This is a genomic window from Cupriavidus sp. FW216-B1 (assembly GCF_058789195.1).
On record NZ_JBYTEL010000002.1, the window covers coordinates 468,282 to 494,620 of the forward strand.

Below are 26,339 nucleotides of genomic sequence, written 5' to 3' on the forward strand. Positions count from 1 at the left end.
CCATGAAAACAGCGATTACGAAACTGCTCGGCATCGAGCACCCGATCGTGCAGGGCGGCATGCAGTGGGTCGGCCGGGCGGAGCTGGTGGCGGCGGTCTCCAACGCCGGCGCGCTGGGCATCCTGACGGCGCTGACGCAGCCCTCGCCCGAGGCGCTGTCGGCCGAGATCGCGCGCACGCGGACCATGACGGACAAGCCCTTCGGCGTGAACCTGACCTTCCTGCCGACGCTCAAGCCGGTGCCCTACGACGCCTATCGCGACGCCATCATCGATGCCGGCGTGACGATCGTCGAGACCGCCGGCAACAATCCCTCGCAGCACCTGCCCGCGTTCAAGCGGGCGGGCATCAAGGTGATCCACAAGTGCACCACCGCGCGGCATGCGCTCAAGGCGCAGCAGATGGGGGTGGATGCCGTCAGCATCGACGGCTTCGAGTGCGCCGGGCACGTCGGCGAGGAAGACATCCCGGGCCTGATCCTGATCCCGGCCGCGGTGGCGCAGCTCGACATCCCGGTCATCGCCTCCGGCGGATTCGGCGATGCGCGCGGGCTGGTGGCGGCGCTGGCGCTGGGCGCCGAGGGCATCAACATGGGCACGCGCTTCATGTGCACCCGCGAGGCGCCGATCCACGACCGCATCAAGCAGGCCATCGTGGCCAACAGCGAGCGCGACACCTGCCTGATCCTGCGCAGCCTGAAGAACAGCAGCCGGGTGGCGCGCACCGCGCTGTCCGAGAGCGTCATCGCGATGGAGCGCGCCGGCGCCACCATCCAGGAGATCGCCCCCAAGGTGGCCGGCGTGCGCGGCCGCGGCGTCTACGAGAACGGCGACGTGGAGGAGGGCATCTGGACCGTGGGCCTGGTGCAGGCGCTGATCGAGGACATCCCCACCTGCGCGGAGCTGGTGGGCCGCATCATCCGGCAGGCCGAGGCGCTGATCGCCGACCGGCTGGCCGGGCTGGCCGGCGTCCCGCTGCGCGCGGCGTAGCGGCGTAGTGGAGTAACGGCGCAACGGAGCAACGGCGAGACCCACTCACCGACCGATCTTTCAAGGAGACTGCAATGCTGGAAGTAGAAACACCCGAGGACATGGCGCAGTATGTGGGCAAGCCGCTGGGCAGCAGCGACTGGCTGACGGTGGACCAGGAGCGCATCGATGCGTTCGCCCGCGTGTCGGGAGACGAGAACTGGATCCACGTGGACGTGGAGCGGGCGCGCCGGGAACTGCCCGGCGGCAAGACCATCGCGCATGGCATGCTGACGCTGTCGCTGGTCACGTACATGGGCGGCAACATCCTGCGCATCCGCCAGCGCTCGCGCGGCATCAACTACGGTTCGAACAAGGTCCGCTTCACCGCGCCGGTGCAGTGCGGCGCGCGCATCCGGCTGCACCGCACGCTCGAGAAGTACGAGGCCATCGACGGCGGCGCGCGGCTGACGTTCGGCAACCGGATGGAGATCGAGGGCGTGGAGCGCCCCGCGCTGGTCGCGGAAACCGTGTCGGTCATCTACGCCCGGGGGGCATGATGGCCCCTGCCGCCCAATCCCCATACGAGGTCTACCTCGGCCACCTGCGCGAGGGCCGGCTTGCCTACCAGTTCAGCCCGGCCGCGGACCGCGCGGTGTTCTATCCCCGCGTGCTGTGCCCGTACACCGGCAGCACCGACCTGCAATGGCGCGTGAGCAAGGGCCTGGGCACGGTCTACAGCACGACCGTGGTCTACCCGCGCGACGGCGCGCCGTACAACGTGGCGCTGATCGACTGCGACGAAGGCTTCCGGCTGATGAGCCGCGTCGAGCAGATGCCCGCCGGCGCGGTGGCGATCGGCATGCGCGTATCGTTCCAGGTCCACGCGAATGGCGACGATCCCTATCCTGTTTTCCATCCGGTGACCGTGGCATGACATCCTCCCTCATCAAGCGCGGCAGCGCGGCCATCGTGGGCGCCGCCGAATCCGACCTGGGCGAAGTCGGCCCGGGATACACCCCGATCGACCTGATGGCGCAGGCCGTGCGGCGCGCGCTGGACGACTGCGGGCTGGCCCTGTCCGACGTCGACGGGCTTTTCTGCGCGACGTCGCAGAGCCGGCTGTCCGGCCTGGCGCTGGCGGAGTACCTGGGGTTGCCCGAAGCCTACGTGGACTCCACGTCGACCGGCGGCTCGTCGTTCATGCTGCACCTGGCGCACGCGCAACTGGCGATCGCCGCCGGCGCCTGCAAGGTTGCCGTCATCGCCTACGGCAGCACGCAGCGCTCGCTCGGCCGCAAGAACACCAGCGCGGCCGAGCCCAATCCGTACGAATCGCCGTTCAAGCCGTTCATGCCGCCGACGGCCTATGCGCTGGCGGCGGCGCGCCACATGCACGAGTTCGGCACCACGCGCGAGCAACTGGCGGAGGTGGCGGTCGCCGCGCGGCAATGGGCGCTGCTGAACCCGGTGGCCTGGGAAAAGAAGCCGCTCACGGTGGAGGAGGTGCTGGGCGCGCGCATGGTGAGCTACCCGCTGACCATTCGCGATTGCTGCCTCGTCACCGATGGCGGCGGCGCCATCGTGGTGACGTCGGCCGAGCGCGCGCGCGGCATGCGCCGCCCGCCCGTGTATGTGCTGGGCGCCGGCACCGTCACCACGCATCACAGCATCTCCAGCATGCCCGACCTGACGCACAGCGGCGCGCGGCGCGCGGGCGAGATCGCCTACGCGATGGCGGGCCTGCGCCCGGCGGACGTCGACGTGGCGCTGGTGTACGACGCCTTCACGATCAACACGATCCTGTTCATGGAAGACCTCGGCTTCTGCGCCAAGGGCGAAGGCGGCGCGTTCGTCAGCGGCGGCCGCATTGCCCCGGGCGGCACGTTCCCGGTCAATACCAACGGCGGCGGGCTGTCCTACTGCCATCCGGGCATGTACGGCATGTTCCTGCTGATCGAGGCGGTGCGGCAACTGCGCGGCGAATGCGGCGCGCGCCAGGCGGCCGGCGCGGAGATCGCGCTCGCGCACGGAAACGGCGGCGTGCTGTCGTCGCAGAACACCGTCATTCTGGGGGCGGCGCACACGGTGTAGTTTCTCCGGGGCATGGCTATGGCCCTTCCGCTCACCCATGCGCGCGGGTGGGCGGAAGGCCTTCCGATTCCGATGTCGCCCGCAACCGCGCGCGCCCGGCCCTCACGCCTGCGCGGCGGCTTCCTCGGCGGCGGGATAGTCGGTGTAGCCATGCTCCGCGCCGCCGAACAGCGAGCCGGCGTCGAACGCGGCGAGCGGCAGGCCTTCGGCCGCGCGCGGGAAGTCCGTTTGGCTAAAGCCGCCGCGGTTGTCGTACCCCGCCACCGGGGCCGGCGGGGTGAGGGGGCCGGAGGGAGCGCGGCGCGTCAGCCGCCGCCCGCGTCGTCGATCTGGTCGCGCGCCACCGTGATCACTTCCATGACGCTGCTGCCGATGTGCCGCTTCATTGCCGTGGCCGCCGCCTCGGTCTGGCCGGCGCGGCTCAGGCGGATCAGCTCCATGTGTTCCTGGCGCGCCTGCAGGCGCTGCGGCACGCTGACCACGCGGAAGTTGAGGTAGCGCTCGGACTTCTCGTGCAGCGTGCGCACGATGTTCAGCGCGAACGGCCGGTTGGCCGGCCGGTACAGCGTTTCGTGCAGCTGCCAGTTGAGGCGGCTCCAGGCGTCGGCGGGAGCGCTGTCCATTTCATTCACCAGCGCCTCGGCGCGCGCGAGGTCCGCGGCCTGCAGCTGCGGCACGGCCAGGCGCAGCAGCCACGGCTCGAGCTGCACGCGCAGTTCGAAGAACTCCTGCACTTCGTCCACCGACAACTGCGCCACGTAGGCGCCGCGGTGCGGCTGCAGATTCACCAGGCCTTCGGAGCTGAGCAGGCGGATCGCCTCGCGCAGCGGGATGCGGCTCACGCCCAGTTCTTCCGCGAGCGCTTCCTGGCGCAGCGCCGAGCCCGGCGCGAGCTTGCCCGAGAGGATGCGCTGGCGCAGGTCGGCCGCCACCATTTCCACCGCGGTGGCGCGCACCAGGCGGGCGCCGCCAGGGCCGTCGGCCGTGGATGAGGAAGGGGAGGAAGAAGGCGCGGACATACGGGAAAAGTGGCTAGTCATGACGTGCTCGGCATTGTCTCTGATTTTGTGGCGCGGCTGCGGCTTGTTTTTTGCACAACGTCATTGTATATTGGATCCAATTTGTGAAAACAGCAAGACAGAACCGCATAGATCCACAATATCTACCCAGGTATCTGGCCAAGAAGGCCGGCGGTGCCTGCACATTGGATATTTGATTCAGTGCTGCGTGCGTGACCGGCCCCCTCGAAAAACTCCTTTCCCAAGACGTTCTACCCAAATATCCAAATGAGAATGCGCGACTTCGAAAGCCCCGGGCGCTCGTCCGTCATGGCCCGCAACGGCATGGTGGCGACCTCGCATCCGGCCGCCACGCTGGCGGCGGCGCAGGTGCTGGACGCCGGCGGCAACGCCATGGACGCGGCGGTGGCCGCCTGCGCGGTGCAATGCGTGGTCGAGCCGGGCTCCACCGGCATCGGCGGCGACTGCTTCGCGCTCTACGCCAGGAACGGCGGCGCGGACGTGGTGGCCTACAACGGCAGCGGCTGGGCGCCCTCGGGCATCAGCCCCGCGGCGCTGCGCGAGCGCGGCGTGACCTCGCTGCTGCGTCCCACCCCGCACGGCATCACCGTGCCGGGCGCCATCGACGCCTGGGACCGCTTGATCCGCGACCACGGCAGCCTGCCGCTGGCCGAGGTGCTGCGCCCGGCCATCCGCCACGCGGAAGAGGGCTACGCGATCACCCCGCGCGTGTCGCGCGACTGGACCCTGGCCGAGCCGCTGCTCAAGCGCAACGAGCACGCCGCGCGCGTGATGCTGCCGGGCGGCAGCGCGCCGCTGCCGGGCAGCGTGCACCGCCAGCCGGAACTGGCCGCCACGCTGCGGCTGATCGGGCAGAAGGGCCGCGACGGCTTCTACGCCGGCCCGGTCGCCGAGGAGATGGTGCGGTACCTGCAATCGCTGGGCGGCTTCCATACCGAGGCGGACTTCGCCGAATACCGCGGCAGCTACGTCACGCCGATCAAGACGCAGTTCCGCGGCTACGACATCCACGAATGCCCGCCCAACGGACAGGGCGTGATCGCGCTGCTGATCCTGAACATCCTGGCCGGCTTCCCCGCCGACGGCGACCCGCTCTCGGCCGACCGCCTGCACCGCGAGATCGAGGCCACGCGCCTGGCCTACGCGGCGCGCGACGAGGTGCTGTGCGACCCCGACTTCACCGCGGTCGACGTGGAGCGGCTGCTGTCGCCGGCGTTCGCCGACGCGCTGCGCGCGAAGATCGACCTGGCGCGCGCCAGCGACGTGCCGCCGGTGATCGGCATGCCCGAGCACCTGGACACGGTCTACATCAGCGTGGTCGACAAGGACCGCAACTGCGCCAGCTTCATCAATTCGATTTTCTACGGCTTCGGCAGCGGCATCATGACGCCGACCACCGGCATCCTGCTGCACAACCGCGCCCAGAGCTTCTCGCTGCTGGACGGCCATCCCAACGCCATCGCGCCGCGCAAGCGGCCCATGCACACCATCATCCCCGGCATGGCGACCAAGGACGGCCGCGCCGCGCTCAGCTTCGGCGTGATGGGCGGACACTACCAGGCGATGGGCCACGCGCATCTGGTCTCCAAGGTGCTGGACTACGGCATGGACCTGCAGGACGCGGTGTCGCTGCCGCGGGTCTTTCCCACGCCGGGCAGCAACGCGGTCGAGATCGAGCGCACCGTGCCGGCCGAGGTGGTCGCCGAGCTGCGCCGCCGCGGCTTCGAGATCGCGCCGCGCACCCGCCCGATCGGCGGGGCGCAGGTGATCCGCATCGACTGGGAGCAGGGCGTGCTCACCGGCGCGTCGGACCACCGCAAGGACGGCTGCGCCATCGGGCTCTGAGCGCGCCCGACTGCCCACCGGAAAGCAGCCACGCCGCCTTTTTTCTCAACTCGCACGTTCGCTCATGAAATCGTTGCTTTCCGCGCTATGCGCTTGTCTGTTGTTCTCCTCCACGGCCGTGATGGCGCAGGGGGAAAAGGAAAAGGCGTGGCCCACCCAGCCGATCCGCCTGGTGGTGCCGTTCCCGCCGGGCGGCGCGGCCGACGGCATCGCGCGCATGCTGGCGCCGGCGTTCCAGCGGGAGCTCGGCCAGTCGATCATCATCGACAACAAGCCGGGCGCCTCCGCCGCCATTGCCAGCATCAACGTGCTGCAGTCGGCGCCCGACGGCTACTCGGTGATGATGAGCGGCTTCGCGCCGCTGATCACCAACCGCTTCACGCAGAAGAAGCTGGCCTACGATCCGGATGCCTTCACCCGCATCGGCCTGCTGTCGGCCACGCCCAACGTGCTGGTGGCGAGCATGAGCGCGCCGTTCAGGACGCTGCCGCAGATGGTCAGCTACGCCAAGGCGCATCCGGGCGAAGTCACCTTCGGCTCCTACGGCATCGGCTCGCTGGCGCACCTGTCGGGCGAGATGCTCAAGGGCGCAGCCCACATCGACATGCTGCACGTGCCCTACAAGGGCGCCAACCAGGCCGTGCCGGCGCTGCTCGGCGGCGAGCTGATGACGTACTTCGACGCGGTCGGCCCCACGCTGTCGCTGATCCGGCAGGGCAAGCTGCGCGCGCTGGCGGTGACGAGCGCGAAGCGCCTGCCGGCGCTGCCCGACGTGCCCACCGTGGCGGAGCAGGGTTATCCGGGCTTCGAGTCGACCTCGTGGAACGGCATCGTGGCGCCGCCGCACACGCCGGCCTACATCGTGGCGAAGTTCAATGCCGCCATCAACAAGGTGATGAGCGAGCCCGAGGTCAGGAAGAAGCTGGCCGACATCGGCACCGAGGCGCTCACCGGCAGCGTGGCCGACTTCGATGCCCGCCTCAGGAAGGAGATTCCGCGCGTGCAGGCGCTGGTCAAGCGCGCCGGCATCGAGCCCGAGTAACCGAGCCCGAATAACCGAGCCCGAATAACCGGGCCTGAGTAGTCGAGTCCGCGTAGTCCGGTCCGCGCAGTCCAGCCGGATTGACTCCGGCCAACGCCGCGGCCGCCGCGCCGGCCCTGCCTGCTCCGGTTCACCGCTTCCATCCCCGGCGGACAGCGCGCGCTGTCCGCCCTTCGTCGTCCGTTTTACTGTCGCCATGCAAACCACCACCCATCCGCTGCTGCCGGCCACGCCCGGCATGTCCTGCCATCTGACCAGCCACCGCTTCGGCCCCGCCGACGCGCCGAAGAAAATCTACATCCAGGCCGCGCTGCACGCCGACGAGATCCCCGGCATGCTCGTGGCCGTGGTGCTGATGGACCGGCTGCGGGAACTGGAGGCGGCGGGCGCGCTGCGCGCGGCCGTGACGCTGGTGCCGGTGGCCAATCCCGCCGGCCTGGCGCAGACCGTGCTCGGCAGCCCGGTCGGCCGCTTCGACCTGGGCAGCGGGCAGAACTTCAACCGCGGCTTCCCGATGCTGTACGAGCCGATCGCGGCGGCGGTGGAGGGCAGCCTGGGCAGCGACGGCGCGCACAACGTGCAGGTGATCCGCCGCGCGATGGCCGACGCCCTGCGCGCCAGCGTGCCGGCCAATCCGATGGCCTCGCTGCAGCAGACCCTGATGCTGCTGGCGCACGATGCCGACGTGGTGCTGGACCTGCACTGCTCGCGCGAGTCGCCGATGCACATCTACACCGGCGAGGCGATCTGGGCGGAAGTGGAGCCGCTCGCCCGCTACCTCGGCGCGAAAGCCAGCCTGCTGGCGCTGGACGCCGGCGGCCAGTCCTTCGACGAAGCCTTCAGCTATACCTGGTACCAGCTGCAGCAGCGCTTCGGCGCGCGCTTCCCGATCCCGCACGGCAGCCTGGCCACCACGGTGGAGCACCGCGGCCAGCGCGACGTGTCGTGGCAACTGGCGGAGCAGGACGCCGCCGCGATCCTGAACTACCTGACGCATGCCGGCGCGATCGCGGGCACGGCGCCGCCGCTGCCGCCGCTGCCGCATCCGGCCACGCCGCTGGCCGGCAGCGAATACGTCGCCGCGCCGGTCAGCGGCATCGTGGTGTTCCGCGCCGAGCCGGGCGCGGCGGTGCAGGCGGGCCAGGTCCTGTTCGACATCGTCGACCCGGTCAGCGGCAGCCGCACGCCGGTCGCCGCGAGCACGGCGGGCGTGTTCTTCATGGGCCGCGACATCCGCTTCGCGCGGCACGGCGATCCGCTGGCCCGCGTGGCCGGCAACGCGCCGGCCCGCTCCGGCTACCTGCTGAGCGCCTGATCCCTTCGTCCTTCTTCCTCACCATCACTTACCGTCCGATCCATCATGCCTTCTGATTCCCGCCGCGCCACGCTCGCGGCCCTCGCCGGCCTTGCCTCGCTGTGCCTTTGCGCATGCCTGCCGCTCACCGCGGCGGCGCAACCGGCCTGGCCGTCCTCCAAGCCGATCCGCCTGATCGTCGCCTATCCGGCGGGCGGCGTGACGGATGCCGTCGCGCGCCTGGTGAGCGACCGCCTCGGCGCGCAGCTCGGCACCTCCATCGTGGTCGACAACCGCGCCGGCGCGGCGGGCCTGATCGGCATGGACGCGGTGGCCAAGGCCGCGCCGGACGGCTACACCTTCGGCATCTCCACGGTCAGCACGCTGACCCTGACGCCGCACCTGAACAAGATGCCGTTCGACCCCGCCCGCGACATCGCGCCGGTGGTCAGCATCGCGTATTCGCCGGTGGTGATGATGGCCACGCCGATCATGCCGGCGCGCGATTTCCGCGCGGTGCTGGCCGATGCCCGCTCGCGCCCCGGCGCGATCCGCTGGTCCACCTCGGGCCAGGGCTCGCTGGGCCAGATCATGCTCGAGCAGATCAAGCTCGCGGCCCACGTGGACATCACGCACATTCCCTATCGCGGCTCGGGCCAGCAGTTCAACGACGCGATGGGCGGCCAGCTCGAAATGGTGTCGATCAATGCCAGCCAGACGCTGCTGCAGCAGATCCGCAGCGGCAAGCTGCGGCCGCTGGCCATCGGCGCCGCGGCGCGCATGGCGTCGCTGCCCGACGTGCCGACGCTCGCCGAACTCGGCTTCCCGCAGGCCAACCGGTCGTCCACGCTGGGCGCCTTCGCGCCGGCCCGCACGCCGGCGCCGGTGATCGAGCGGCTCAACGCCGAGATCAACAAGATCCTCGCGCAGCCGGACGTGCGCAAGCTGCTGCTCGAAATGGGCAACGTGCCGACCGGCGGCACGCCGGCCGCGTTCGCGCAAGGCATCGCCGCGGAATCGGCCGATAATGCGCGCATCATCAAGGCCGCCAACATCCGCCTCGAATAAACCAGCGGCCGCCGGCCGCGCCGCGCTTTCCCCCGCACCTTAGCCACGGGACACCATCATGAGTCTGTCATCCACCGCCGCATCCGCCATCGTCGAACTCGAGGGCATCGCCCTGTCGCGGGCCATCCACCGGCGCGAAGTATCCTGCCTGGAAGTCATGCAGGCCTTCCTGGCGCAGATCGAGCGCTTCAACCCCGGGGCCAACGCCCTGGTGTCGCTGCAGCCGCCGGAGCTGGTGCTGCAGCAGGCGCGCGAGGCCGATGCCGCGCTTGCGCGCGGCGAGGGCCACGGCTGGATGCACGGCTTTCCGCAGGCGCCCAAGGACCTCACGCCGGTCGCCGGCATGGTGACGACGCGCGGCTCGCCCATCCACCGCGAGCGCGTCACCACCGTGGACGGGCTGTCGGTGGAGCGCATGCGGCGCGCCGGCGCCATCTTCGTGGGGCGCAGCAACTCGCCGGAATTCGGCCTCGGCTCGCACACCTACAACCAGGTGTTCGGCGTGACGCGCAACGCCTTCGATCCGGCGCGCAGCGCCGGCGGCAGCAGCGGCGGCGCGGCGGTGGCGGTGGCGCTGCGCATGCTGCCGGTGGCCGACGGCAGCGACATGATGGGCTCGCTGCGCAACCCGGCGGGCTACAACAACATCTTCGGCTTCCGCCCCTCGTTCGGGCGCGTGCCCAACTGGCCCGCCGACGACGTGTTCTTCGCCCAGTTCAGCACCTGGGGGCCGATGGCGCGCAGCGTGGCCGACATCGCCATGCTGCTCTCGGTGCAGGCCGGCTGGGACGCGCGCGTGCCGCTCTCCAGCCGCGAGCCGGCCGGCGTCTTCGCCAGCCCGCTGGAGCGCGGCTTCAAGGGCGCGCGCGTCGGCTGGCTGGGCGACCTGGGCGGCTACCTGGCGATGGAGCCCGGCGTGCTGCCGCTGTGCGAGGCGGCGCTCGGGCATTTCCGCGAGCTCGGCTGCACGGTCGAGGCCGCCGCGCTCGACTTTCCGCCCGAGACGCTGTGGCGCGCGTGGAACACGCTGCGCAGCGCCTCGGTGGCCAGCAACTACGCCGGCCACTACGAGAACCCGGCCGAGCGCGCGCTGCTCAAGCCCGAGGCGATATGGGAGATCGAGCAGGGCCTGAAGCTGTCGGCGCGCGACGTGCAGCGCGCCTCGGTGGAGCGCTCGTCGTGGTACCAGGCGGTGCTGCGGCTGTTCGCGCGCTTCGACTACCTGGTGCTGCCCACCGCGCAGACGTTCCCGTTCGCCGCCGGGCTCGACTGGCCGCGCAGCGTGGGCGGGCGCGAGATGGACACCTACCACCGCTGGATGGAAGTGGTGGTGCCCGCCACGATGGCCGGGCTGCCGGCGCTCAACGTGCCGGCCGGCTTCAGCGCCGACGGGCTGCCGATGGGCCTGCAGATCATCGGCCCCGCGCAGGCCGACCGCGCCGTGCTGGAGCTGGGCCACGCCTACGACCTGGCCAGCGGCCTGGCGCGCCGGCGCAGCCCGCTGCTGGACGCGGCGCGAGGGAACTGAGGCATGGCCATCGACGAGACCGACCAGCGCCTGCTGGCCATGCTGCGCGCCGACGCGCGCGCCAGCGTGGCCGTGCTGGCGCACCGCCTGGGCGTGTCGCGCGGCACGGTCAGCAACCGCATCGCGCGGCTGGAGAAAGACGGGATCATCGCCGGCTACACCGTGCAGCTGCGCCCGGACGTGGACCCGCACGACATCGCCGCGTGGATGTCGATCGCGGTGGAGGGCAACCGCACGCGCGAGGTCATCGCCATCCTGCTGGGCGAGCCCGGCGTGGCGTCGCTGCACGACACCAACGGCCGCTGGGACCTGCTGGCCGAGTTGCGCGCCTCCACGCTGACGGACCTGGCCGGCGTGCTCGAGCGCGTGCGGCTGATCGGCGGCATCCGCGACACCGAGACCAGCATCCACCTGCAGACCTACAAGACCTGCTGAGCGGACCGGCTGCGCGGACCGGCCGGGGGAGATTGCGTGGAGTGTCAGCGCGGGCTGGCAAAGCGGCAGAAAGCCGCGTTTTTCTCGCGGAAAATGGGCTTCTGGCTGACAGGCGGCGCGGCAACAATGTCTGCTGTCCCATTCATCCAACGGAGCACAGACATGACGCGTTTTCTTTCCCCCACCGACGTTTCCCGCATCGTGGCAATCCGCGGCCTGCCGCAGGTGCTCGAGCAGATGGCCCGCTACATCGAGGAAGATTTCCTGCGCTGGAACGACTTCGACAAGAGCGCCCGCGTGGCCAGCCATTCGCCGCGCGGCGTGATCGAGCTGATGCCGATCGCCGACGCGGATCTGTACAGCTTCAAGTACGTCAACGGCCATCCGGCCAACACCGCCGACGGCCTGCCCACGGTGATGGCGTTCGGCACGCTGGCCGCGGTCGCCACCGGCGAGCCGCTGCTGCTGAGCGAGCTGACGCTGACCACCGCGCTGCGCACGGCCGCCACCTCGGTGGTCGCCGCGCGGCGCCTGGCGCGCAAGGATGCCGGCGTCATGGCGTTGATCGGCAACGGCGCGCAGAGCGAATTCCAGGCGCTGGCCTTCCACCACCTGCTGGGCATCCGCGAGCTGCGCGTCTACGACACCGACCCCGCCGCCACCAGCAAGCTGGTGCGCAACCTGCGGCCGGTGCGCGGGCTGGACGTGCAGGTCTGCGCCAGCACCGCTGACGCGGTGCGCGGTGCCGACATCGTCACCACCGTCACCGCCGACAAGGCCTACGCCACCATCATCACGCCCGACATGCTGGCGCCGGGCATGTACCTCAACGCCGTGGGCGGCGACTGCCCGGGCAAGACCGAACTGCATCCCGAGGTGCTGCTGCGCGCCAGCGTGTTCGTCGAATACGAGCCGCAAAGCCGCATCGAGGGCGACACCCAGCAGATGCCGGCGGACTTCCCCGTGACCGAGCTGTGGAACGTGCTGGCCGGCCGCGTGCCGGGCCGCGCCGGCGAGGCGCAGATCACGGTGTTCGACTCGGTGGGCTTCGCGCTGGAGGACTTCTCCGCGCTGCGCTACCTGCGCGACAGCGCCGAGGCGCTCGGCCTCGGCGTGCCGCTGGCGCTGGTGCCGGCGCAGGACGATCCGAAGGACCTGTTCGGCGTGCTCACCGGCGCCGGCGAGCCTGTCGCCGGCATGGACGCGGATGCGCGCCTGCCGGAGCGCGCCGCGGCACTGGTGGCGTGAGGCCGGCGCCGCGCCGGCGCCAAAACGCGGGCACGGCGCGCGGCGGCATCGCGCGCCGTGTCCGCGTTTTTTCGTTTCCGGCGGTGCGGCGGGCAGGCGGAGGCACGTGGCGGTGCACTGCAATGGCGATAACGCGGCGGAAGCTAAAGTCCCCCGGCATCCTGCCGTAACCAGTGTCATTGTCGTGTCACTGCTGGTCAACCTTCCTCCCATGCTGAACAAACTCTCCATCCGCTTCCGCCTGAACCTGGCCTTGTCCGTGCTGGCCATCCTGCTTACCGTCATCGGCGTCATCGGCGTGCTTGGCATGCGCACCGCCAGCGCCGACCTCCAGGAGATCTACTCGAACCAGCTTGCCTCGATGGGCTTCGTCGCCAAGGCGCAGCAGCACCTGACCGTGATCCGGGTCGGGCTGGACCGCGTCATGTTCCATCCCGACGCCCCCGACGTGGCCGCCACGGTAGACAAGTCGCTGGGCTACAAGACCCGCTCCGACGATGCCTGGAAGGCCTACCAGGCACTGCCCAAGACGCCCGAGGAGCAGCAGCTGGCGGTCAAGATCGACGGCATGCGCACGGCGTACTTCAAGGAGGGCATCGAGCCCCTGGTGGCGGCATTGCGCGCCCACGACACCGCGGCCGCCGACAAGATCGTCATGGATACGCTGCCGCCGCGCAGCGCCGCGCTGCTGGCGGCGATGGAAGAGCTCGAGCACAGCCAGAGCCAGCAGGCCGCGGCGCTGCACGAGGCGGCGTCGGTGCGCTCGCAGGAATTCCTCTGGCTGGTCTCGGTGGCCATCGGCGTGGGCATCCTTGCCGCGCTGGGCTGCGCCATCGGGCTGCATCGCGCCATCTCGGTGCCGCTCAACCGCATGCTCGGCAACTTCGCCGAGATCTCGCGCGGCAACCTGACCGATGCCATCGAGGTGACGAGCGAGAACGAAATGGGCGCGCTCACGCGCGGGCTGCAGGAGATGCAGCAGGGCCTGATCAACACCATCCACGCCGTGCGCAGCGGCAGCGAGGCGATCGCCACCGCTACGCACCAGATCGCGGCCGGCAACGTCGACCTGTCGCAGCGTACCGAGGAGCAGGCCAGCGCGCTGGAGCAGACCGCCGCCAGCATGGAAGAGCTGACCTCCATCGTCAAGCAGAACGCGGACAACGCGGTGCAGGCCAATTCGCTCGCCGTGCAGGCGTCGGACACCGCCGCGCGCGGCGGCGAGGCCGTCAAGCGCGTGGTCGACACGATGGGCGAGATCGACGTCGCCTCCAAGAAGATCGGCGAGATCACCAGCACCATCGAAGGCATCGCCTTCCAGACCAACATCCTGGCGCTGAACGCGGCGGTCGAGGCCGCGCGCGCGGGCGAGCAGGGCCGCGGCTTCGCGGTCGTCGCCGGCGAGGTCCGCAGCCTGGCCCAGCGCACCGCGACCGCCGCCAAGGAGATCGTGCAGCTGATCGCCGACACGGTGCAGCGCGTCGAAGCGGGCGCGCGCCATGCCGAGCATGCCGGCGCGACGATGGGCGAGGTGGTGCAGGCGGTGCGCCGGGTCACGGACACGATGGGCGAGATCGCCGCCGCCTCGCATGAGCAGAGCGCGGGCATCGACCAGGTCGGCCAGGCGGTGAACCAGATGGACCAGGTCACGCAGCAGAACGCCGCGCTGGTCGAGGAAGCGGCCTCCGCCGCGCAGGCGCTGGAGGATCAGGCGGCCACGCTCAAGACGTCGGTGGCCTCCTTCCGCCTGCCGGCGCGCGGCGGGCGGCTGGCGCTGGCTTAACGGCCGCGCGGCCGCGCGGCCGCGCGCGCAGGCAAAGACAAAGGGCCGCGCAACGCGGCCCTTTGCCATTGTGCCGGGGCACGATTCAGGCGCGCTCGTCGCGCAGGTGATACCAGCGATACAGCATGGCCTGGCCAAGGCGGCGGAACGGCGTGGCCCAGTGGCCCGGCAGCGGCGAGTCGTAGATCGGCAGCCTGCATTCCGCGCCGCCCTTGCCGGCCACGCGCTCGGCCATGCGCCGCCCTGCATGCGCGGAGAACGCGACGCCGTTGCCGCCGTAGCCCAGCGCGTAGAAGACCGATTGCAGCGGGTCCGGCTGCACGATGCGCGGCATCATGTCGTGGCTGACGTCGACCCAGCCCCACCACGAGTAGTCGATGCGGATGCCGCGCAGCGCCGGGAACTTGCGCGCCAGGCCGTCGACCAGCAACTGGTAGTGCCGCGGATGTTCCGCGTCGGCGCCCGCGATCGCGCTGCGGCTGCCGATCTGCACGCGGCGGTCGGGCAGCAGCCGGTAGTAGAAGCGCAGCGTGCGCGTGTCGGTCAGGAACGTGGTCGAGCGGAAGTTGGTCGCGGCGATCTCCGCGTCGGTCAGCGGCCGCGTGACGATGGAGTTCGACAGCACCGGGAAATAGCGCCCGCGCAGCAGCGGCGAGAGTCCCGGCGCGGTGTAGGCGCCGGTGGCGATCGCCACGGCGCGCGCGCGCACCGTGCCGCCCGGCGTGCGCAGGTGATGGACGCCGTTGCGGGTTTCCCAGCCGGTCACGGGGCTGGACGGATGGACCTTCGCGCCGAGCGCGCGGGCGCGGCGCAGGTAGCCGTAGGCCAGCTTGAGCGGATGCACGCCGATGCCGTCGGGCTCGAGCATGGCGCCGCAGGCATCGCGGTCGTCGCAGAAGCGCTCGCGCAGCTCGGCCTGGGTCAGCATCCTGGTGTCGTAGCCGAACACCTCGCGCATCACGCGCGCCTCGTTGGCGAGGAAGGCCATCTTGCGCGGGCGGTGCGCCGTGTACAGGTGGCCGCCGTCCTGCGCATCGCAGTCGATCTGCGCCACCAGTTCCCTGAAGGTCTCGAAGCCGCCGCGGATCTCCGCGTCGAGCGCCTTGGCCGTGTCGACGCCCCAGCGCTCGATCCACTGCGAGCGGTAGAGCCGCCCGCTGGCGTTCTGGCCCTGCCCGCCATTGCGGCTGGTGCAGCCCCACGCCACCTGGTTGGCCTCCAGCACGGTGGCCTTGATGCCGTGCTCCTGGGCCAGGAACAGCGCCGTCGCCAGGCCGGTGAAGCCGGAGCCGATCACGACCACGTCGGCATCGGTGTCGGCGGCGACGGGGCCGTCGTCGGGCGGCGCCTCGCCCGCGCTGTCCACCCAGTAGGTCGGGGCGTAGGCGCGGCCGCGGCCGGGGCCGCGCGACACCAGCGGGTCGTATTGCGGATCGTAGGGGCCGTGCACGGTGGCGGGCGCGGATTCGGGGAGGTAGATCGGGTTCGCGGACATGGTGCGTGCTTGCTCAAAGGGGTTGCGGCAGGGCCGGCAGCAGCGCGCGCTGCTTGCGGTAGGCGCACTTGACGTGGATCTTGCCGTCGCGGAACGTGAACAGGTCCACGCCGTCGGCCTCCATGCGCCGGCCTTCGCCGTCGGTGCCGGTGAAGGTCCATTCGGACACGCCGCGCTCGCCGCTCACCAGGTGGCGGCCGTTGCGCCATTGCGCGTCGGGGAAGGCGCGCCACGCCGACGCGAACGCCTCGCGCACCGCTGCCCGGCCGACGTGGCGCGTGCCGCAGGCGGCGTCGCCGGCGACGGTGTCGAAGATGCAGTCGTCGGTCATGAAGGACATCAGTGCGTCGATGTCGTGGCGGTTCCATGCATCGCTGAACGCTTGCAGCGTGGCGACGGTAACGGCGGGATGGGACATGGTTGCGGCTCGGTGAGTGAACATGCCGCTACGCTAAACCTCGGCCGCGCCGCCGGTTAGAGCCAGCGCGGGGTCTTTGCTCAGGCCAGCCGCGCCGGCGCCGCACTGCGCGAACAGGCGCGCGAGCGCGGCCTTCGGCAGGTCGCCGCGCAGGCCGATGGCGACCACCATGCCGTGCGCCGGCATATCGGCCACATCGGCCACGGCGTCCGCCGGCAGTCTGCGCAGCGTGCCGCGGCGCCCCGCGAACTGCAGCTCCGTGATGCCGTAGCGGTCCGTGCGCACCACGCCCTTGACGCGCAACACGCCGGGCGGCATGGCGTTGAGCCGCGCGTGCAGGTCGGCCGCGCGCAATACCGCGCCGGCGCTGTCGAGCAGCCAGGTGTCGAACAGCTCGCCGTGGCTGACGGGCTCGCCGCAGCCGCAGCCCGCGTGGTGGCGGTGCAGCAGGCCACCGGCATGGCCGCCGCGCCAGGCCACGCCGGTCAGCGCGGCCAGCGGCAGGTCGCCGTGGCATGCGTCGAGAATCGGCACGTGGCCGGCCAACTGCCGCAGCCATTGCCGCAGGTCCTCGCGCTCGTGCTCCGGCAGGGTCTCGGCCTTGCTGAGCACGATCAGGTCCGCGGCCCGGAGCTGGCGCGCGATGGTCTCGCCCAGGCGCGCATCGGCCGCCTGCGCGCGGACGGCGCCGGCGTCGGCCAGCACCACCACGCCGTCGAGCGAGAGCATCGGGTCGGCCAGTCCGACCTGCGCGATGCGCCACGGGTCCGACACGCCGCTGGCCTCGATCACGATCCATTCGGGCGGCTGCGGCTGCGTCATCACGCGGATCAGCGCGTCGGTCAGGTCGTCGCCGATCTGGCAGCACACGCAGCCGTTGGCCAGGCTGATGGTGTCGGCGCCGCGCCGGCGCACCAGCGCGGCGTCGATGTTGACGGCGCCGAAGTCGTTGACCAGGACCGCGATGCGCAGGCCCTCGGCCTGGCCCAGGATGCGGTTGAGCAGCGTGGTCTTGCCGGCGCCGAGAAAGCCGCCGACGACGGTCAGCGGGATGCGTGCCCGCGCGAGCGGGAGCGGCGCCGCGCTCATTGCCGCGGCGCCTCGAACACGCGGCCGCCGACCACCGTGCCCCACACGCCGATGTCCTTCAGCGCGGCCGGCGCCACGGCGAGCGGATCGTCGTCCAGCACGCAGAAGTCCGCGCGCTTGCGCACCGCGATGGAGCCGATCTCGTGGTCCAGCCGCAGCGTGAAGGCGGCGCCGAGCGTGATGGCCGACAGCGCCTGCGCCACCGTGATGCGCTCCGCTTCGCCCAGCACCACGCCGGCGGCGGTGGTGCGGTTGACCGCGCACCACGCGGTGAACAGCGGCGCCAGCGGCGTGATCGGCGCGTCGGAGTGGATCGCGAACGGCACGCCGAGCCGCAGCGCGGTGCCGCAGGCGTCCATGCGGCGCGCGCGGTCCGGGCCCATCGTGAGCGCCAGGTGCGCGTCGCCCCAGTAGTAGATGTGGTTGGCGAACAGGTTGACGCACATGCCCAGCCGCGCCATGCGCGCGAACTGCGCCTCGTCGGCCATCTGGCAATGCTGGAGCGTGTGGCGGTGGTCGGCGCGCGGATGGCGCGTCAGCGCCTGCTCCACGGCATCCAGCGCCAACTCGGTGGCCTCGTCGCCGTTGGTGTGGATATGGAGCTGGAAGCCCGCCGCGTGGAAGGTCTGCACGGCTTCGTGGACCGCCTCCGGCGGCAGCACCCAGATGCCGTTGGGCGCGCCGTTGAAATAGCCGGGCCAGCGCACGCGCGCGGTGAAGCCCTGGATCGAGCCGTCCACCACCAGCTTGACCATGCCGGCGTGCAGCCGCTCGTGGTTGGCGCGCATGGCCGCGCGCAGGCGCGCCGGGCCTTCGTCGCCGCGCATCGCGTCGGGCGGCCGGAACGCGGGGACCAGGCGCAGCGGGAAATCCTCCTGCGCGCACACGCGCGCCATGCTGCCCACGCTGTCGTCGGAAAGGTCGTTGACCAGATCGGTGGCGGTGGTCACGCCGGCCTGCACGGCGACCTGGGCGAACATGCGCAGCCCGGTCTCGGACATGCCGACGCGGCGGAACAGGTTGCCGATCAGGCGCGTCACCGGGAACATCGCGGCGAACTCCTGCAGCTCGCCGGTCGGCTCGCCGCCGGGAAACCGCGCGATGCCCTCGATGTCGGTGTCGCGGTCGATGCCGGCGCGCGCCAGCGTCGCGCTGTTGACGTTCATCAGGTGCATGCTCGCATGCATGATGACGATCGGGCGCGTGGCCGAGACGCGGTCGAGATGGCGCACGCTCATGCGCGCCTCGCCGAAGAAGATCGGGTCGAAGCCCCACGCCAGCAGCGGCGCGTCGTCCGGCACGCCCCGGGCGTCCAGCTCCCGCGCGGCGGCGGCGAGCCGCGCGACCACGGCATCGAAGCCGGTCAGGCCCTGCCACAGCGTGCCGTCCGGGCCGCGGCGCGGGTAGAAGCCGACGTAGGGAAACTGCCAGAGGCCGCCTTCCATCGCGTGCGAGTGGCCTTCCACCAGGCCCGGCATCAGCACCTTGCCGGCGAAGCGGTCGTCGCGCGCGCACGGGCCCCAGGCCTGCGCGTCGGCGGCGCTGCCGACCGCGAGGATGCGGCCGTCGCGCACCGCGACGTGGGTGGCCTCGGGCTGGGCCGGGTTCATGGTGAGGATCTTCCTGGCGGCGAAAACGGTGGTGGTCATGGTTGGCGGTGGTGGAATCGCGAGGGGAACGAAAGGAGGCCGGCGGCGCCGGCGGATCGTGCGGTCATGCGGTCATGCGGTCATGCGGGCATGGCCAGCGGCGGCACCGGCGTGCCGTCCGTCACGGTGACGAGATGGCAGCGCACGAAATGCCCGTCCGCCACCGGCCGCAGCGGCGGGCATTCGCTGTGGCAGACCGGTTGCGCGACGGGGCAGCGGCCGGCGAAGCGGCAGCCGGGCGGCGGATGGAGCGGGCTGGGTGGATCGCCCTCCAGGCGGATGCGCCTGGCCGCGCGCGCGCGGCCGCCGCGCACGGTGGGCACCGCCGAGTTGAGCGCCACGCTGTACGGATGCAGCGGGCGGTCGAAGAACGCTTCGCGCGGCGCGCGCTCGACGATCTGGCCGAGGTACATCACGGCGATGTCGTCGCAGATGTACTCCACCACCGACATGTCGTGCGAGATGAACAGGAACGCGACACCGGTGTCGCGCTGCAGGCGCCGCAGCAGGTTCAGCATCTGCGCGCGGATGGCGATGTCCAGCGCGGACACCGGCTCGTCGCAGACGATCAGGTCGGGCTCGCTGGCCAGCGCGCGCGCGATGTTGATGCGCTGGCGCTGGCCGCCGGAGAACTGGTGCGGGAACAACTGCATCTGCTCGGGCCGCAGGCCCACGGCGTCGAACAGCTCGGCCACGCGCGCCGCGCGCGCGGCGGGCGCGCCGAGCTGCATCAGGTCCAGCGGCGCGCGCACGATGTCGCCGGCGCGCTGGCGCGGATTGAGCGACGAATACGGGTCCTGGAACACCATCTGCACGCGCCTGCGCGCCTGGCGCAGCGTGTCGCCCGACATCAGCGTGAGGTCGCGCCCGCCCAGCCGCACGGTGCCGCCGGTGGCCGGCGCCAGCCGCATCACGGCAAGCGCCGTGGTCGACTTGCCGGAGCCGGATTCGCCGACCAGCGCCAGCGTGCGCCCGCGCTCGATCGAGAACGAGACGCCGTCGACGGCGCGCACCACCTGCGGCGCGCCGAACCAGCCGCCGCGCCGCCTGAAATGCACCTTGAGGTCATCCACTTCGAGCAGTTTCATGCGGCGACTCCCTGGACCGGCGCCGGCATGGCCGCCGGCACGGTGCCGGCTTCCAGCGCCCAGCACGCGGCGCGATGATGGTCGGCCACCGGCAGCAGGTCCGGCGCCGCGCGCGCACACGGCTCGGCCGCGTGCGGGCAGCGCGCGCGGAACGCGCAGCCGGTGCCCAGCTCCCAGATCGACGGCACCATGCCGGGAATCTCCGGCAGCGGCGGGCGCGTGCGCCGCGCCTCGCCCTCGAGCTCGGGCAGGCAGGCGATCAGGCCCCGCGTATAGGGATGCGCGGGGCGCTCGAGCACGTCGCGCGTGCGGCCTTCCTCGACCACGCGGCCGCCGTACATGACGATCACGCGGTCGGCCATCTCGGACACCGCGCCCATGTCGTGCGTGATCAGCACCAGGGCGGTGCCCTCGCGCGCCTGCAGCTCGCGCAGCAGGTCGAAGATCTGCGCCTGCACGGTGACGTCCAGCGCGGTGGTCGGCTCGTCGGCGATCAGCACGGCGGGCCGGCACGCCAGCGCCACGGCGATCATCACGCGCTGCTTCATGCCGCCGGACATCTGGTGCGGGTATTCGTCGATGCGCGCCTCGGGCGCGGGGATGCCCACCGCGCGCAGCAGCTCGATGCTGCGCGCGCGGGCCTCGGCCCTGGACATCGCCAGGTGCAGCCGCAGCGATTCGCCGAGCTGGCGCCCGACCGTCATGACCGGGTTGAGCGAGGTCATCGGCTCCTGGAAGATCATGGCGATGCGGTTGCCGCGGATGCGGCGCATGGCGGGCTCGGACAGCTGCAGCAGGTCCTCGCCGTCGAGGCGCACGCTGCCGGCGGTGATGCGGCCCGGCGGCGCGGGGAACAGGCGCATGATGGCGAGCGAGGTCATGCTCTTGCCGCAGCCCGATTCGCCGACGATGCACAGCGTCTCGCCGGCGTGGACCTGGAAGCTCACGCCGTTGAGCACGCTGGCCGCGCCGCGCGAGGTGCGGAACTCCAGCCGCAGGCCCGCCACGTCCAGCAGGGGAGGGGAAGAGGTCGACATCAGCGTTCTCTCAGCTTGGGGTTGAGGGCATCGTTCAGGCCGTCGCCGATCAGGCTGATCGACAGCACGCTGGCGAAGATGGCCAGGCCCGGGAACACCACGGCCCACCAGCAGGTCAGCAGGTAGGGGCGCGCCGAGCCGATCATCAGGCCCCAGCTCATGCGGTTGGGGTCGCCCAGGCCGAGGAAGGACAGGCCGGCCTCGAACAGGATCGCCGAGCCGATCGCCATCGTGCCCGACACCACCAGCGGCGGCAGCGCGTTGGGCAGGATCACGCGCCAGATGATGCGGGCATTGCCGGCGCCGATGGCGCGCTCGGCGCGCACGAAGTCGAGGTCGCGCAGGCGCATGAACTCGGCGCGCGTGAGCCGCGCGGTGGCGGTCCAGCTGGTGATGCCGATGGCCAGCGAGATGGTCGTGAGCGAAGGCGAGAACAGCGTCACCAGCACCATCGCGAACAGCAGCGCCGGCAGGACCTGGAAGAACTCCATCACGCGCGTCAGCGCCTCGTCGACGCCGCCGCCGTAGTAGCCGGCCAGCGCGCCGGCCGTCAGGCCGATCAGCGCGGACAGCACCGCGGCCACCACGCCCACGGCCAGGCTGGCGCGGCCGCCGTAGACCAGTCCGGCCAGCACGTCGCGCCCGAGCTGGTCGGTGCCGAGCCAGGCGTCGGGGTCGCCGGGCGCGGTCTGCGGCGCGGCCACGATGGCGAACGGGTCGGCGTCGTAGACCATCGGGCCGAACAGCGCGACCGCGACGATGCAGGCCAGCAGCAGCGTGCCGGCCAGCGCGGCGCGGCTGCGCAGGAACATGCGCCAGGCGTCGCGCGCGGGATGGGGGACGGCGGCGGGCGCGGCAACCGGGGCTGCCGCCGGCGCCGTGGAAACGGGGCTGCTCATGCGCGGATCCTCGGATCGATGAGGCGGTAGAGGGCATCGGTGAGCTGGTTCATCAGCACCACGACGATGGCGGAGAACAGCAGCACGCCGAGCACGGTGGGATAGTCGCGCCGCAGGATCGAGTCGAACGCCAGCCGACCCAGGCCGGGCCAGTTGAAGACGGTCTCGACCAGGATGGCGCCGGCCACCACGTTGCCGAACTGCAGGCCGAGCACGGTCACGACCGGCAGCAGCGCGTTGCGCAGCGCGTGGCGGTACAGCACGTGGTGCTCGGACAGGCCCTTGGCGCGCGCGGTGCGGATGTAGTCCGAGCCCAGCACCTCGAGCATGCTGGCGCGCGACAGGCGGCTGTACTGCGCCAGGTAGACCAGGCTCAGCGTGAAGGTCGGCAGCACCATGTGCCAGGCCACGTCGAGCACCGCCGCGAGGCCCTGGCCGTCGGACGTCATCGAGTGCATGTCGGAGACCGGCAGGATCGGCCAGACCGAGGCGAACAGAATCACCAGCATCATGCCGCTCCAGAACACCGGCGCGGCGTGGCCCGTCATCGACAGCACGGTGATGGCCTGCGAGAGCGGGCCATGCGGCTTGCGCGACGCCAGCACGCCGAGCGCGGTGCCCAGCACGAAGGCCACCGCCACCGACGCGAGCACCAGCAGCAGCGTGGCCGGCACGCGCTCGGCGATCAGCCCGCTGACCGGCAGGTTGAAGAAATACGAATAGCCGAGATCGCCGTGGAGCACGTGCTTGACGTAGGTCGCCAGCTGCACCGGCAGCGGCTGGTCCAGCCCGTACTGGCTGCGCAGTTGCGCGCGCAGCTCGTCGGTGATGCCGCCCATCGACCCGGCGATGGTTTCCACCGGGTCGCCGGGCGCCAGCCGGATCAGCAGGAAGTTGAGCACCACCACCGCCAGCGTCAGCAGCGCCGCGTGGCAAGCCTTTCTCAGCAGCGCGAGCAGATTGTCCATCGGTCGTCCCTACTTGAAGTAGACCTCGTCGAGCGGCGACGCCGGGCCCCAGATGGTGGTGGGCAGGTTGCCCAGCTTCTTGCTGGCCACGGTGTGGTACGGCGTGGTGTTGATGTAGAAGATCGGCAGATCGTCGGTGACGATCTTCTGGAACGTCGCGTAGTAGGCGCGCCGCTTGGTGGCGTCGAGCGTGCCGGCCGCGGTGTTGAGCAGCTCGTCCACCTTCGGGTTGCGGTACGACTGCGTGTTGGTCCAGACCACCGGCTTGATGTTGGTCGACATGTAGGTGCGCGCCACGCCGATCACCGGGTCGCCCCAGTTGAAGACGTTGTCCATCGTCATGTCGAAATCATGCGCCGAGATGCGCTTGGCCCAGGAAGCGAAATCGGCCGAGGCGCGCACCTGCACCGTGACGCCGATCTTCTTCATCTGCGTGCGGATGTACTCGGCCACGTTCTTCTGCTGCTCGTCGGTGCCGGGCAGGTAGTCGATGGTCAGCGTCATGCGCTCGCCGCCGGCGTTGCGCTTGTAGCCGGCTTCGTCGAGCCATTGCTCGGCCTGCTTGAGGTCGTACGGATAGCGGTGCAGGTCGGTGGTGGCGAACGGGCTGCTGCTCACGATGGGGCCGTCGGCGACCTGGGAGAAGCCGCTGTGCAGCGCCTTGACGATGAAGTTGCGGTCGATCGCGCTGGCGATGGCGTGGCGCACGCGCACGTCGGACAGCGGCTTGCGATCGAGGTTGAAGGCCAGCCAGTTCAGCGCGCCCACGCCTTCGTAGCCCTTGCGCGTGAGCGTCAGGCTGGGGTTGTTCTGCAGGCGCTTGAGGTCGGTCGAGACGGACTCGTAGGGCAGCAGCTGGATGTCGCCGCGCTCCATGCCGAGCGCCAGGCTCTGCGCGTCCGGGTTGACCGTGATGACGATCTTGTCCAGGTACGGCTTGCCGGGCAGGAAGAACTTGTCGAAGCGCGTGAGCACGATGCGCTGGCCCGGCACGAACTCGGCGAAGCGGAACGGGCCCGAGCCCACCACGCCGGCGGAGTTGGCCGGGTGCGTGGTGATCTCGCGGCCGTCGCCGTAGATGTGCTTCGGCAGGATCGGGCACAGCGCCGGCGACATCGCCAGCAGGATCGCCGGGTGCGGCTGGCTCATGCGGATGACGGCAGTGTAGGCGTCGGGCGTGTCGACCTTCTCCACGGGCGCCAGCATGCTCTGGAACGGATGCTTGGCCTTGATCGTCATGATGGAGAACGCCACGTCCTCCGAGGTGATGGGCTTGCCGTCGTGGAACACGGCGTTGTGGCGCAGGTTGAGCGTGAGCGACTTGCCGTCCTCGGCGAGCTTCCAGGACTCGGCCAGGTACGGTTGCGGATTCCATTTGTCGTCGAAGCGCAGCGGGCTGGCGAACAGCTGCGTCGAGGGCACCGCGGTGGCGATGCCGGACTGCACGGCGCCGTTCAGGTGGCGCGGCGACTGCGTGGTGCCGATCACCAGCGTGCCGCCGGGCTTGGGCGTGTCCGCGGCGACGGCCTGGCACACGGCCACGGCGGATAGCGCGCAAGCCATCAGCGCGTGGCGCAACCTGGGTAGGAAGGGGGCAAATCCGGTCATGTCGCTTTTTCTCCGTTGGATAGGTGGCAGGGTTCACGATAAGAGAGGCGATTGCCTCCCACGTAGAGCCAACGCGGAGGATCGATGGCTCCAGCACCGGCGCGCGCCGCGTGCACCGGATGCGCGCTCAGCCAAGCACCGAAAACGCGCCGATCGTTATCAGTGCAAGCTGCACCACGCGGGCGAACACCGCGGACGGCAGGCGCGCAAACAGTGCTTCGCCGGCGACCGCGCCGGCGCAGAAGAACGGCACCAGCAGCGCGCCGGCGCGCACCGTGGGCAGGTCCAGCCGCCCCTGCGCGAGCAGGCCGAGCGAGGCGCCGGCGAACAGCAGCATGAAGTAGGCGAGCAGGTTCGCGCGTACCGAGGCGTCGATGGCGCCCTGGCCGCTGAAGTAATAGACCACGGGCGGGCCGCCCAGCCCGCCCAGCGCGGTGAACACGCCGCTGGCCACGCCCGCCAGCCCGGTGGCGACGGCGCCGCCGCCGTGGCGGATGCGCAGCCCGAGCAGCGCCATCACGCCCATGACCAGCACCAGCGTGCCGATGCCACGGCGCAGCAGGTGCGGCTCCACGCGGCCGAGGCCGAGCAGCGCCAGTTGATGCGCGCACAGCGCGATGGCGGCAAGCACCGCCACCTTGCGCCAGGCCACGCGGCGCCGGCACGCGCGGATGCCCTGCCAGGCGGTCAGGCCGTGCAGCAGCACCGTCAGCATCGCGGCCTGCGCGGGCGCGACCACCAGCGCGAACAGCGGCGTCATGATCAGCGCCGCGCCGAAGCCCGTCAGCCCCTTGGCGATGCCGGCGACGGCGGTGACCGCCGCCAGCACGGCAAAGGCGGAGGCGTCCATGTCAGCGTTGCGCGTCGGGCGCGCGCGCGATGGCGAAGTTGGCGAACGCCTGGCAGGTCGGCATCAGCTCCATCGTGTTGACGTTGACGTGCGCGGGCTGCGCCAGCACCCAGCTGACCGCGCCGGCGATGTCCTCGGCCGTCAGGGCCTGGGTGCCGGCGTAGACGCCGGCCGCGCGCTGCGCGTCGCCGTGGAAGCGCGTGAGCGAGAACTCGGTGCCGCCGCTCAGGCCGGGCTCGATCGAGGTCACGCGCACGTTGCGCCCGACCAGGTCGGCGCGCAGGTTCAGGCTGTACTGGTGCACGAATGCCTTGGTGCCGCCGTACACGTTGCCGCCGGGGTAGGGGTAGGTGCCGGCGATGGAGCCGAGGTTGACGATGGTGCCGAGATCGCGCGCCACCATGCCGGGCAGCACCGCGTGCGTGAGGTACAGCAGCCCCTTGATGTTGGTGTCGATCATGGTCTCCCAGTCCTCGAGGCTGGCCTCGTGCGCCGGGCCCGCGCCCAGCGCCAGGCCGGCGTTGTTGACCAGGGCGTCGATGGGGCCGACGGTCTCGGTGACGTAGGCCACGGCGGCGAAGACCTCCGCCTTGTAGCGCACGTCGAGCGCGAGCGGATGCAGCTTCGGGCCGCAGCGCGCGGCCAGCGCCGCGAGCTTGTCGGCGCGGCGCGCGGTGGCCACCACGGTGTGTCCGTCGCGGCACAGGCGCTCGGCGATGGCCTCGCCGAATCCGGCGGAGGCGCCGGTGATCAGCACGATCATCGCGGCACCTCCGCGCGTGCCGGACGGGATGGCGTGCCCGCGAAGGCGGGGTGATGCGGGGAAATCGGCGGCATGGGCTCACTCGGTAACGATGTGGCGCCATGTTGCCGCGCGTCCGGCTGGCATGGTT

Annotated in this window: 25 protein-coding genes; 12 read left to right on the top strand and 13 right to left on the bottom strand. The window is 71.1% G+C overall.

The features are described 5' to 3' along the window. Positions 1 to 2 precede the first annotated feature (2 nt). The 4 genes from AC3WXD_RS09150 (at position 3) to AC3WXD_RS09165 (ending at position 3,062) form a co-directional block, all read left to right on the top strand. Positions 3 to 989 carry an NAD(P)H-dependent flavin oxidoreductase gene (locus AC3WXD_RS09150; protein ID WP_020202286.1) on the top strand — a complete coding sequence of 329 codons (987 nt, stop codon included), beginning with the start codon at positions 3 to 5 and terminating at the stop codon, positions 987 to 989. A 74-nt stretch (positions 990 to 1,063) separates the two neighbouring features. Continuing rightward, complete coding sequence (locus AC3WXD_RS09155; protein ID WP_492323547.1) at positions 1,064 to 1,528, top strand: MaoC family dehydratase; 465 nt, start codon at positions 1,064 to 1,066, stop codon at positions 1,526 to 1,528. Then, positions 1,525 to 1,905, top strand: coding sequence for a Zn-ribbon domain-containing OB-fold protein (locus tag AC3WXD_RS09160; RefSeq protein ID WP_020202288.1), 381 nt, complete (start codon positions 1,525 to 1,527; stop codon positions 1,903 to 1,905). Before AC3WXD_RS09155 ends, AC3WXD_RS09160 begins: the two co-directional genes overlap by 4 nt. Beyond that, positions 1,902 to 3,062, top strand: a complete 1,161-nt coding sequence (locus AC3WXD_RS09165) for a thiolase family protein (protein WP_492323548.1) — start codon at positions 1,902 to 1,904, stop codon at positions 3,060 to 3,062. Before AC3WXD_RS09160 ends, AC3WXD_RS09165 begins: the two co-directional genes overlap by 4 nt. A 102-nt stretch (positions 3,063 to 3,164) precedes the next feature. Here the strand turns inward: AC3WXD_RS09165 and AC3WXD_RS09170 are convergent, their stop codons facing one another. Both AC3WXD_RS09170 and AC3WXD_RS09175 read right to left on the bottom strand, forming a co-directional pair. Then, entirely contained in the window at positions 3,165 to 3,326 is a 162-nt protein-coding gene (locus AC3WXD_RS09170) for a hypothetical protein (RefSeq protein WP_492323549.1), read from the bottom strand. Between the two features lie 41 nt (positions 3,327 to 3,367). Further along, positions 3,368 to 4,018: a GntR family transcriptional regulator gene (locus AC3WXD_RS09175; RefSeq protein WP_492323592.1), complete on the bottom strand. Its 651-nt coding sequence runs from the start codon at positions 4,016 to 4,018 to the stop codon at positions 3,368 to 3,370. Between the two features lie 336 nt (positions 4,019 to 4,354). Here AC3WXD_RS09175 and ggt point away from each other — a divergent pair, with 336 nt between their 5' ends. From ggt to AC3WXD_RS09215, 8 genes are all read left to right on the top strand, one after another. Next, complete coding sequence (ggt, locus tag AC3WXD_RS09180; RefSeq protein ID WP_020202292.1) at positions 4,355 to 5,947, top strand: gamma-glutamyltransferase; 1,593 nt, start codon at positions 4,355 to 4,357, stop codon at positions 5,945 to 5,947. A gap of 100 nt (positions 5,948 to 6,047) precedes the next feature. Further along, a complete protein-coding gene (locus tag AC3WXD_RS09185) occupies positions 6,048 to 6,989 on the top strand; it encodes a Bug family tripartite tricarboxylate transporter substrate binding protein (protein WP_020202293.1) in 942 nt (313 codons plus the stop codon). Positions 6,990 to 7,185: 196 nt separating this feature from the next. Next, positions 7,186 to 8,304 (top strand): succinylglutamate desuccinylase/aspartoacylase family protein, encoded by a 1,119-nt coding sequence (locus tag AC3WXD_RS09190; RefSeq protein WP_492323550.1) that lies wholly within the window; start codon positions 7,186 to 7,188, stop codon positions 8,302 to 8,304. 45 nt (positions 8,305 to 8,349) lie between these two features. After that, positions 8,350 to 9,351, top strand: a complete 1,002-nt coding sequence (locus tag AC3WXD_RS09195) for a Bug family tripartite tricarboxylate transporter substrate binding protein (protein WP_197090409.1) — start codon at positions 8,350 to 8,352, stop codon at positions 9,349 to 9,351. 58 nt (positions 9,352 to 9,409) lie between these two features. Beyond that, positions 9,410 to 10,879, top strand: a complete 1,470-nt coding sequence (locus tag AC3WXD_RS09200; RefSeq protein WP_492323551.1) for an amidase — start codon at positions 9,410 to 9,412, stop codon at positions 10,877 to 10,879. Between the two features lie 3 nt (positions 10,880 to 10,882). Next, positions 10,883 to 11,314: an Lrp/AsnC family transcriptional regulator gene (locus AC3WXD_RS09205; RefSeq protein ID WP_020202298.1), complete on the top strand. Its 432-nt coding sequence runs from the start codon at positions 10,883 to 10,885 to the stop codon at positions 11,312 to 11,314. A 162-nt stretch (positions 11,315 to 11,476) separates the two neighbouring features. Continuing rightward, a complete protein-coding gene (gene ocd / locus AC3WXD_RS09210) occupies positions 11,477 to 12,562 on the top strand; it encodes an ornithine cyclodeaminase (RefSeq protein WP_492323552.1) in 1,086 nt (361 codons plus the stop codon). Between the two features lie 211 nt (positions 12,563 to 12,773). Beyond that, positions 12,774 to 14,345: a methyl-accepting chemotaxis protein gene (locus AC3WXD_RS09215; RefSeq protein ID WP_020202300.1), complete on the top strand. Its 1,572-nt coding sequence runs from the start codon at positions 12,774 to 12,776 to the stop codon at positions 14,343 to 14,345. A gap of 85 nt (positions 14,346 to 14,430) precedes the next feature. On the opposite strand, the gene AC3WXD_RS09220 is transcribed toward AC3WXD_RS09215, so the two are convergent. The 11 genes from AC3WXD_RS09220 to AC3WXD_RS09270 form a co-directional block, all read right to left on the bottom strand. Then, positions 14,431 to 15,840 (bottom strand): NAD(P)/FAD-dependent oxidoreductase, encoded by a 1,410-nt coding sequence (locus AC3WXD_RS09220; RefSeq protein WP_492323553.1) that lies wholly within the window; start codon positions 15,838 to 15,840, stop codon positions 14,431 to 14,433. A gap of 13 nt (positions 15,841 to 15,853) precedes the next feature. Further along, positions 15,854 to 16,258, bottom strand: coding sequence for a nuclear transport factor 2 family protein (locus tag AC3WXD_RS09225; RefSeq protein WP_020202302.1), 405 nt, complete (start codon positions 16,256 to 16,258; stop codon positions 15,854 to 15,856). Positions 16,259 to 16,291: 33 nt separating this feature from the next. Continuing rightward, positions 16,292 to 17,347 (bottom strand): CobW family GTP-binding protein, encoded by a 1,056-nt coding sequence (locus AC3WXD_RS09230; protein ID WP_492323554.1) that lies wholly within the window; start codon positions 17,345 to 17,347, stop codon positions 16,292 to 16,294. Beyond that, positions 17,344 to 18,996, bottom strand: coding sequence for an amidohydrolase (locus AC3WXD_RS09235; RefSeq protein ID WP_492323555.1), 1,653 nt, complete (start codon positions 18,994 to 18,996; stop codon positions 17,344 to 17,346). The genes AC3WXD_RS09230 and AC3WXD_RS09235 overlap by 4 nt, the downstream gene beginning before the upstream one ends. 80 nt (positions 18,997 to 19,076) lie before the next feature. Continuing rightward, entirely contained in the window at positions 19,077 to 20,084 is a 1,008-nt protein-coding gene (locus tag AC3WXD_RS09240) for an ABC transporter ATP-binding protein (protein ID WP_020202305.1), read from the bottom strand. Beyond that, complete coding sequence (locus AC3WXD_RS09245) at positions 20,081 to 21,121, bottom strand: ABC transporter ATP-binding protein (RefSeq protein WP_454731802.1); 1,041 nt, start codon at positions 21,119 to 21,121, stop codon at positions 20,081 to 20,083. The genes AC3WXD_RS09240 and AC3WXD_RS09245 overlap by 4 nt, the downstream gene beginning before the upstream one ends. Next, on the bottom strand, positions 21,121 to 22,020 hold the full coding sequence (locus tag AC3WXD_RS09250; RefSeq protein ID WP_020202307.1) for an ABC transporter permease: 900 nt from the start codon (positions 22,018 to 22,020) through the stop codon (positions 21,121 to 21,123). The genes AC3WXD_RS09245 and AC3WXD_RS09250 overlap by 1 nt, the downstream gene beginning before the upstream one ends. Beyond that, positions 22,017 to 22,988: an ABC transporter permease gene (locus AC3WXD_RS09255; protein ID WP_020202308.1), complete on the bottom strand. Its 972-nt coding sequence runs from the start codon at positions 22,986 to 22,988 to the stop codon at positions 22,017 to 22,019. The genes AC3WXD_RS09250 and AC3WXD_RS09255 overlap by 4 nt, the downstream gene beginning before the upstream one ends. Before the next feature lie 9 nt (positions 22,989 to 22,997). Continuing rightward, positions 22,998 to 24,596 (bottom strand): ABC transporter substrate-binding protein, encoded by a 1,599-nt coding sequence (locus tag AC3WXD_RS09260; protein ID WP_370552851.1) that lies wholly within the window; start codon positions 24,594 to 24,596, stop codon positions 22,998 to 23,000. Between the two features lie 127 nt (positions 24,597 to 24,723). Next, positions 24,724 to 25,446 (bottom strand): sulfite exporter TauE/SafE family protein, encoded by a 723-nt coding sequence (locus tag AC3WXD_RS09265; RefSeq protein WP_059413304.1) that lies wholly within the window; start codon positions 25,444 to 25,446, stop codon positions 24,724 to 24,726. Between the two features lies 1 nt (position 25,447). Further along, positions 25,448 to 26,209 (bottom strand): SDR family NAD(P)-dependent oxidoreductase, encoded by a 762-nt coding sequence (locus AC3WXD_RS09270; protein ID WP_492323556.1) that lies wholly within the window; start codon positions 26,207 to 26,209, stop codon positions 25,448 to 25,450. Between the last annotated feature and the right edge of the window lie 130 nt (positions 26,210 to 26,339).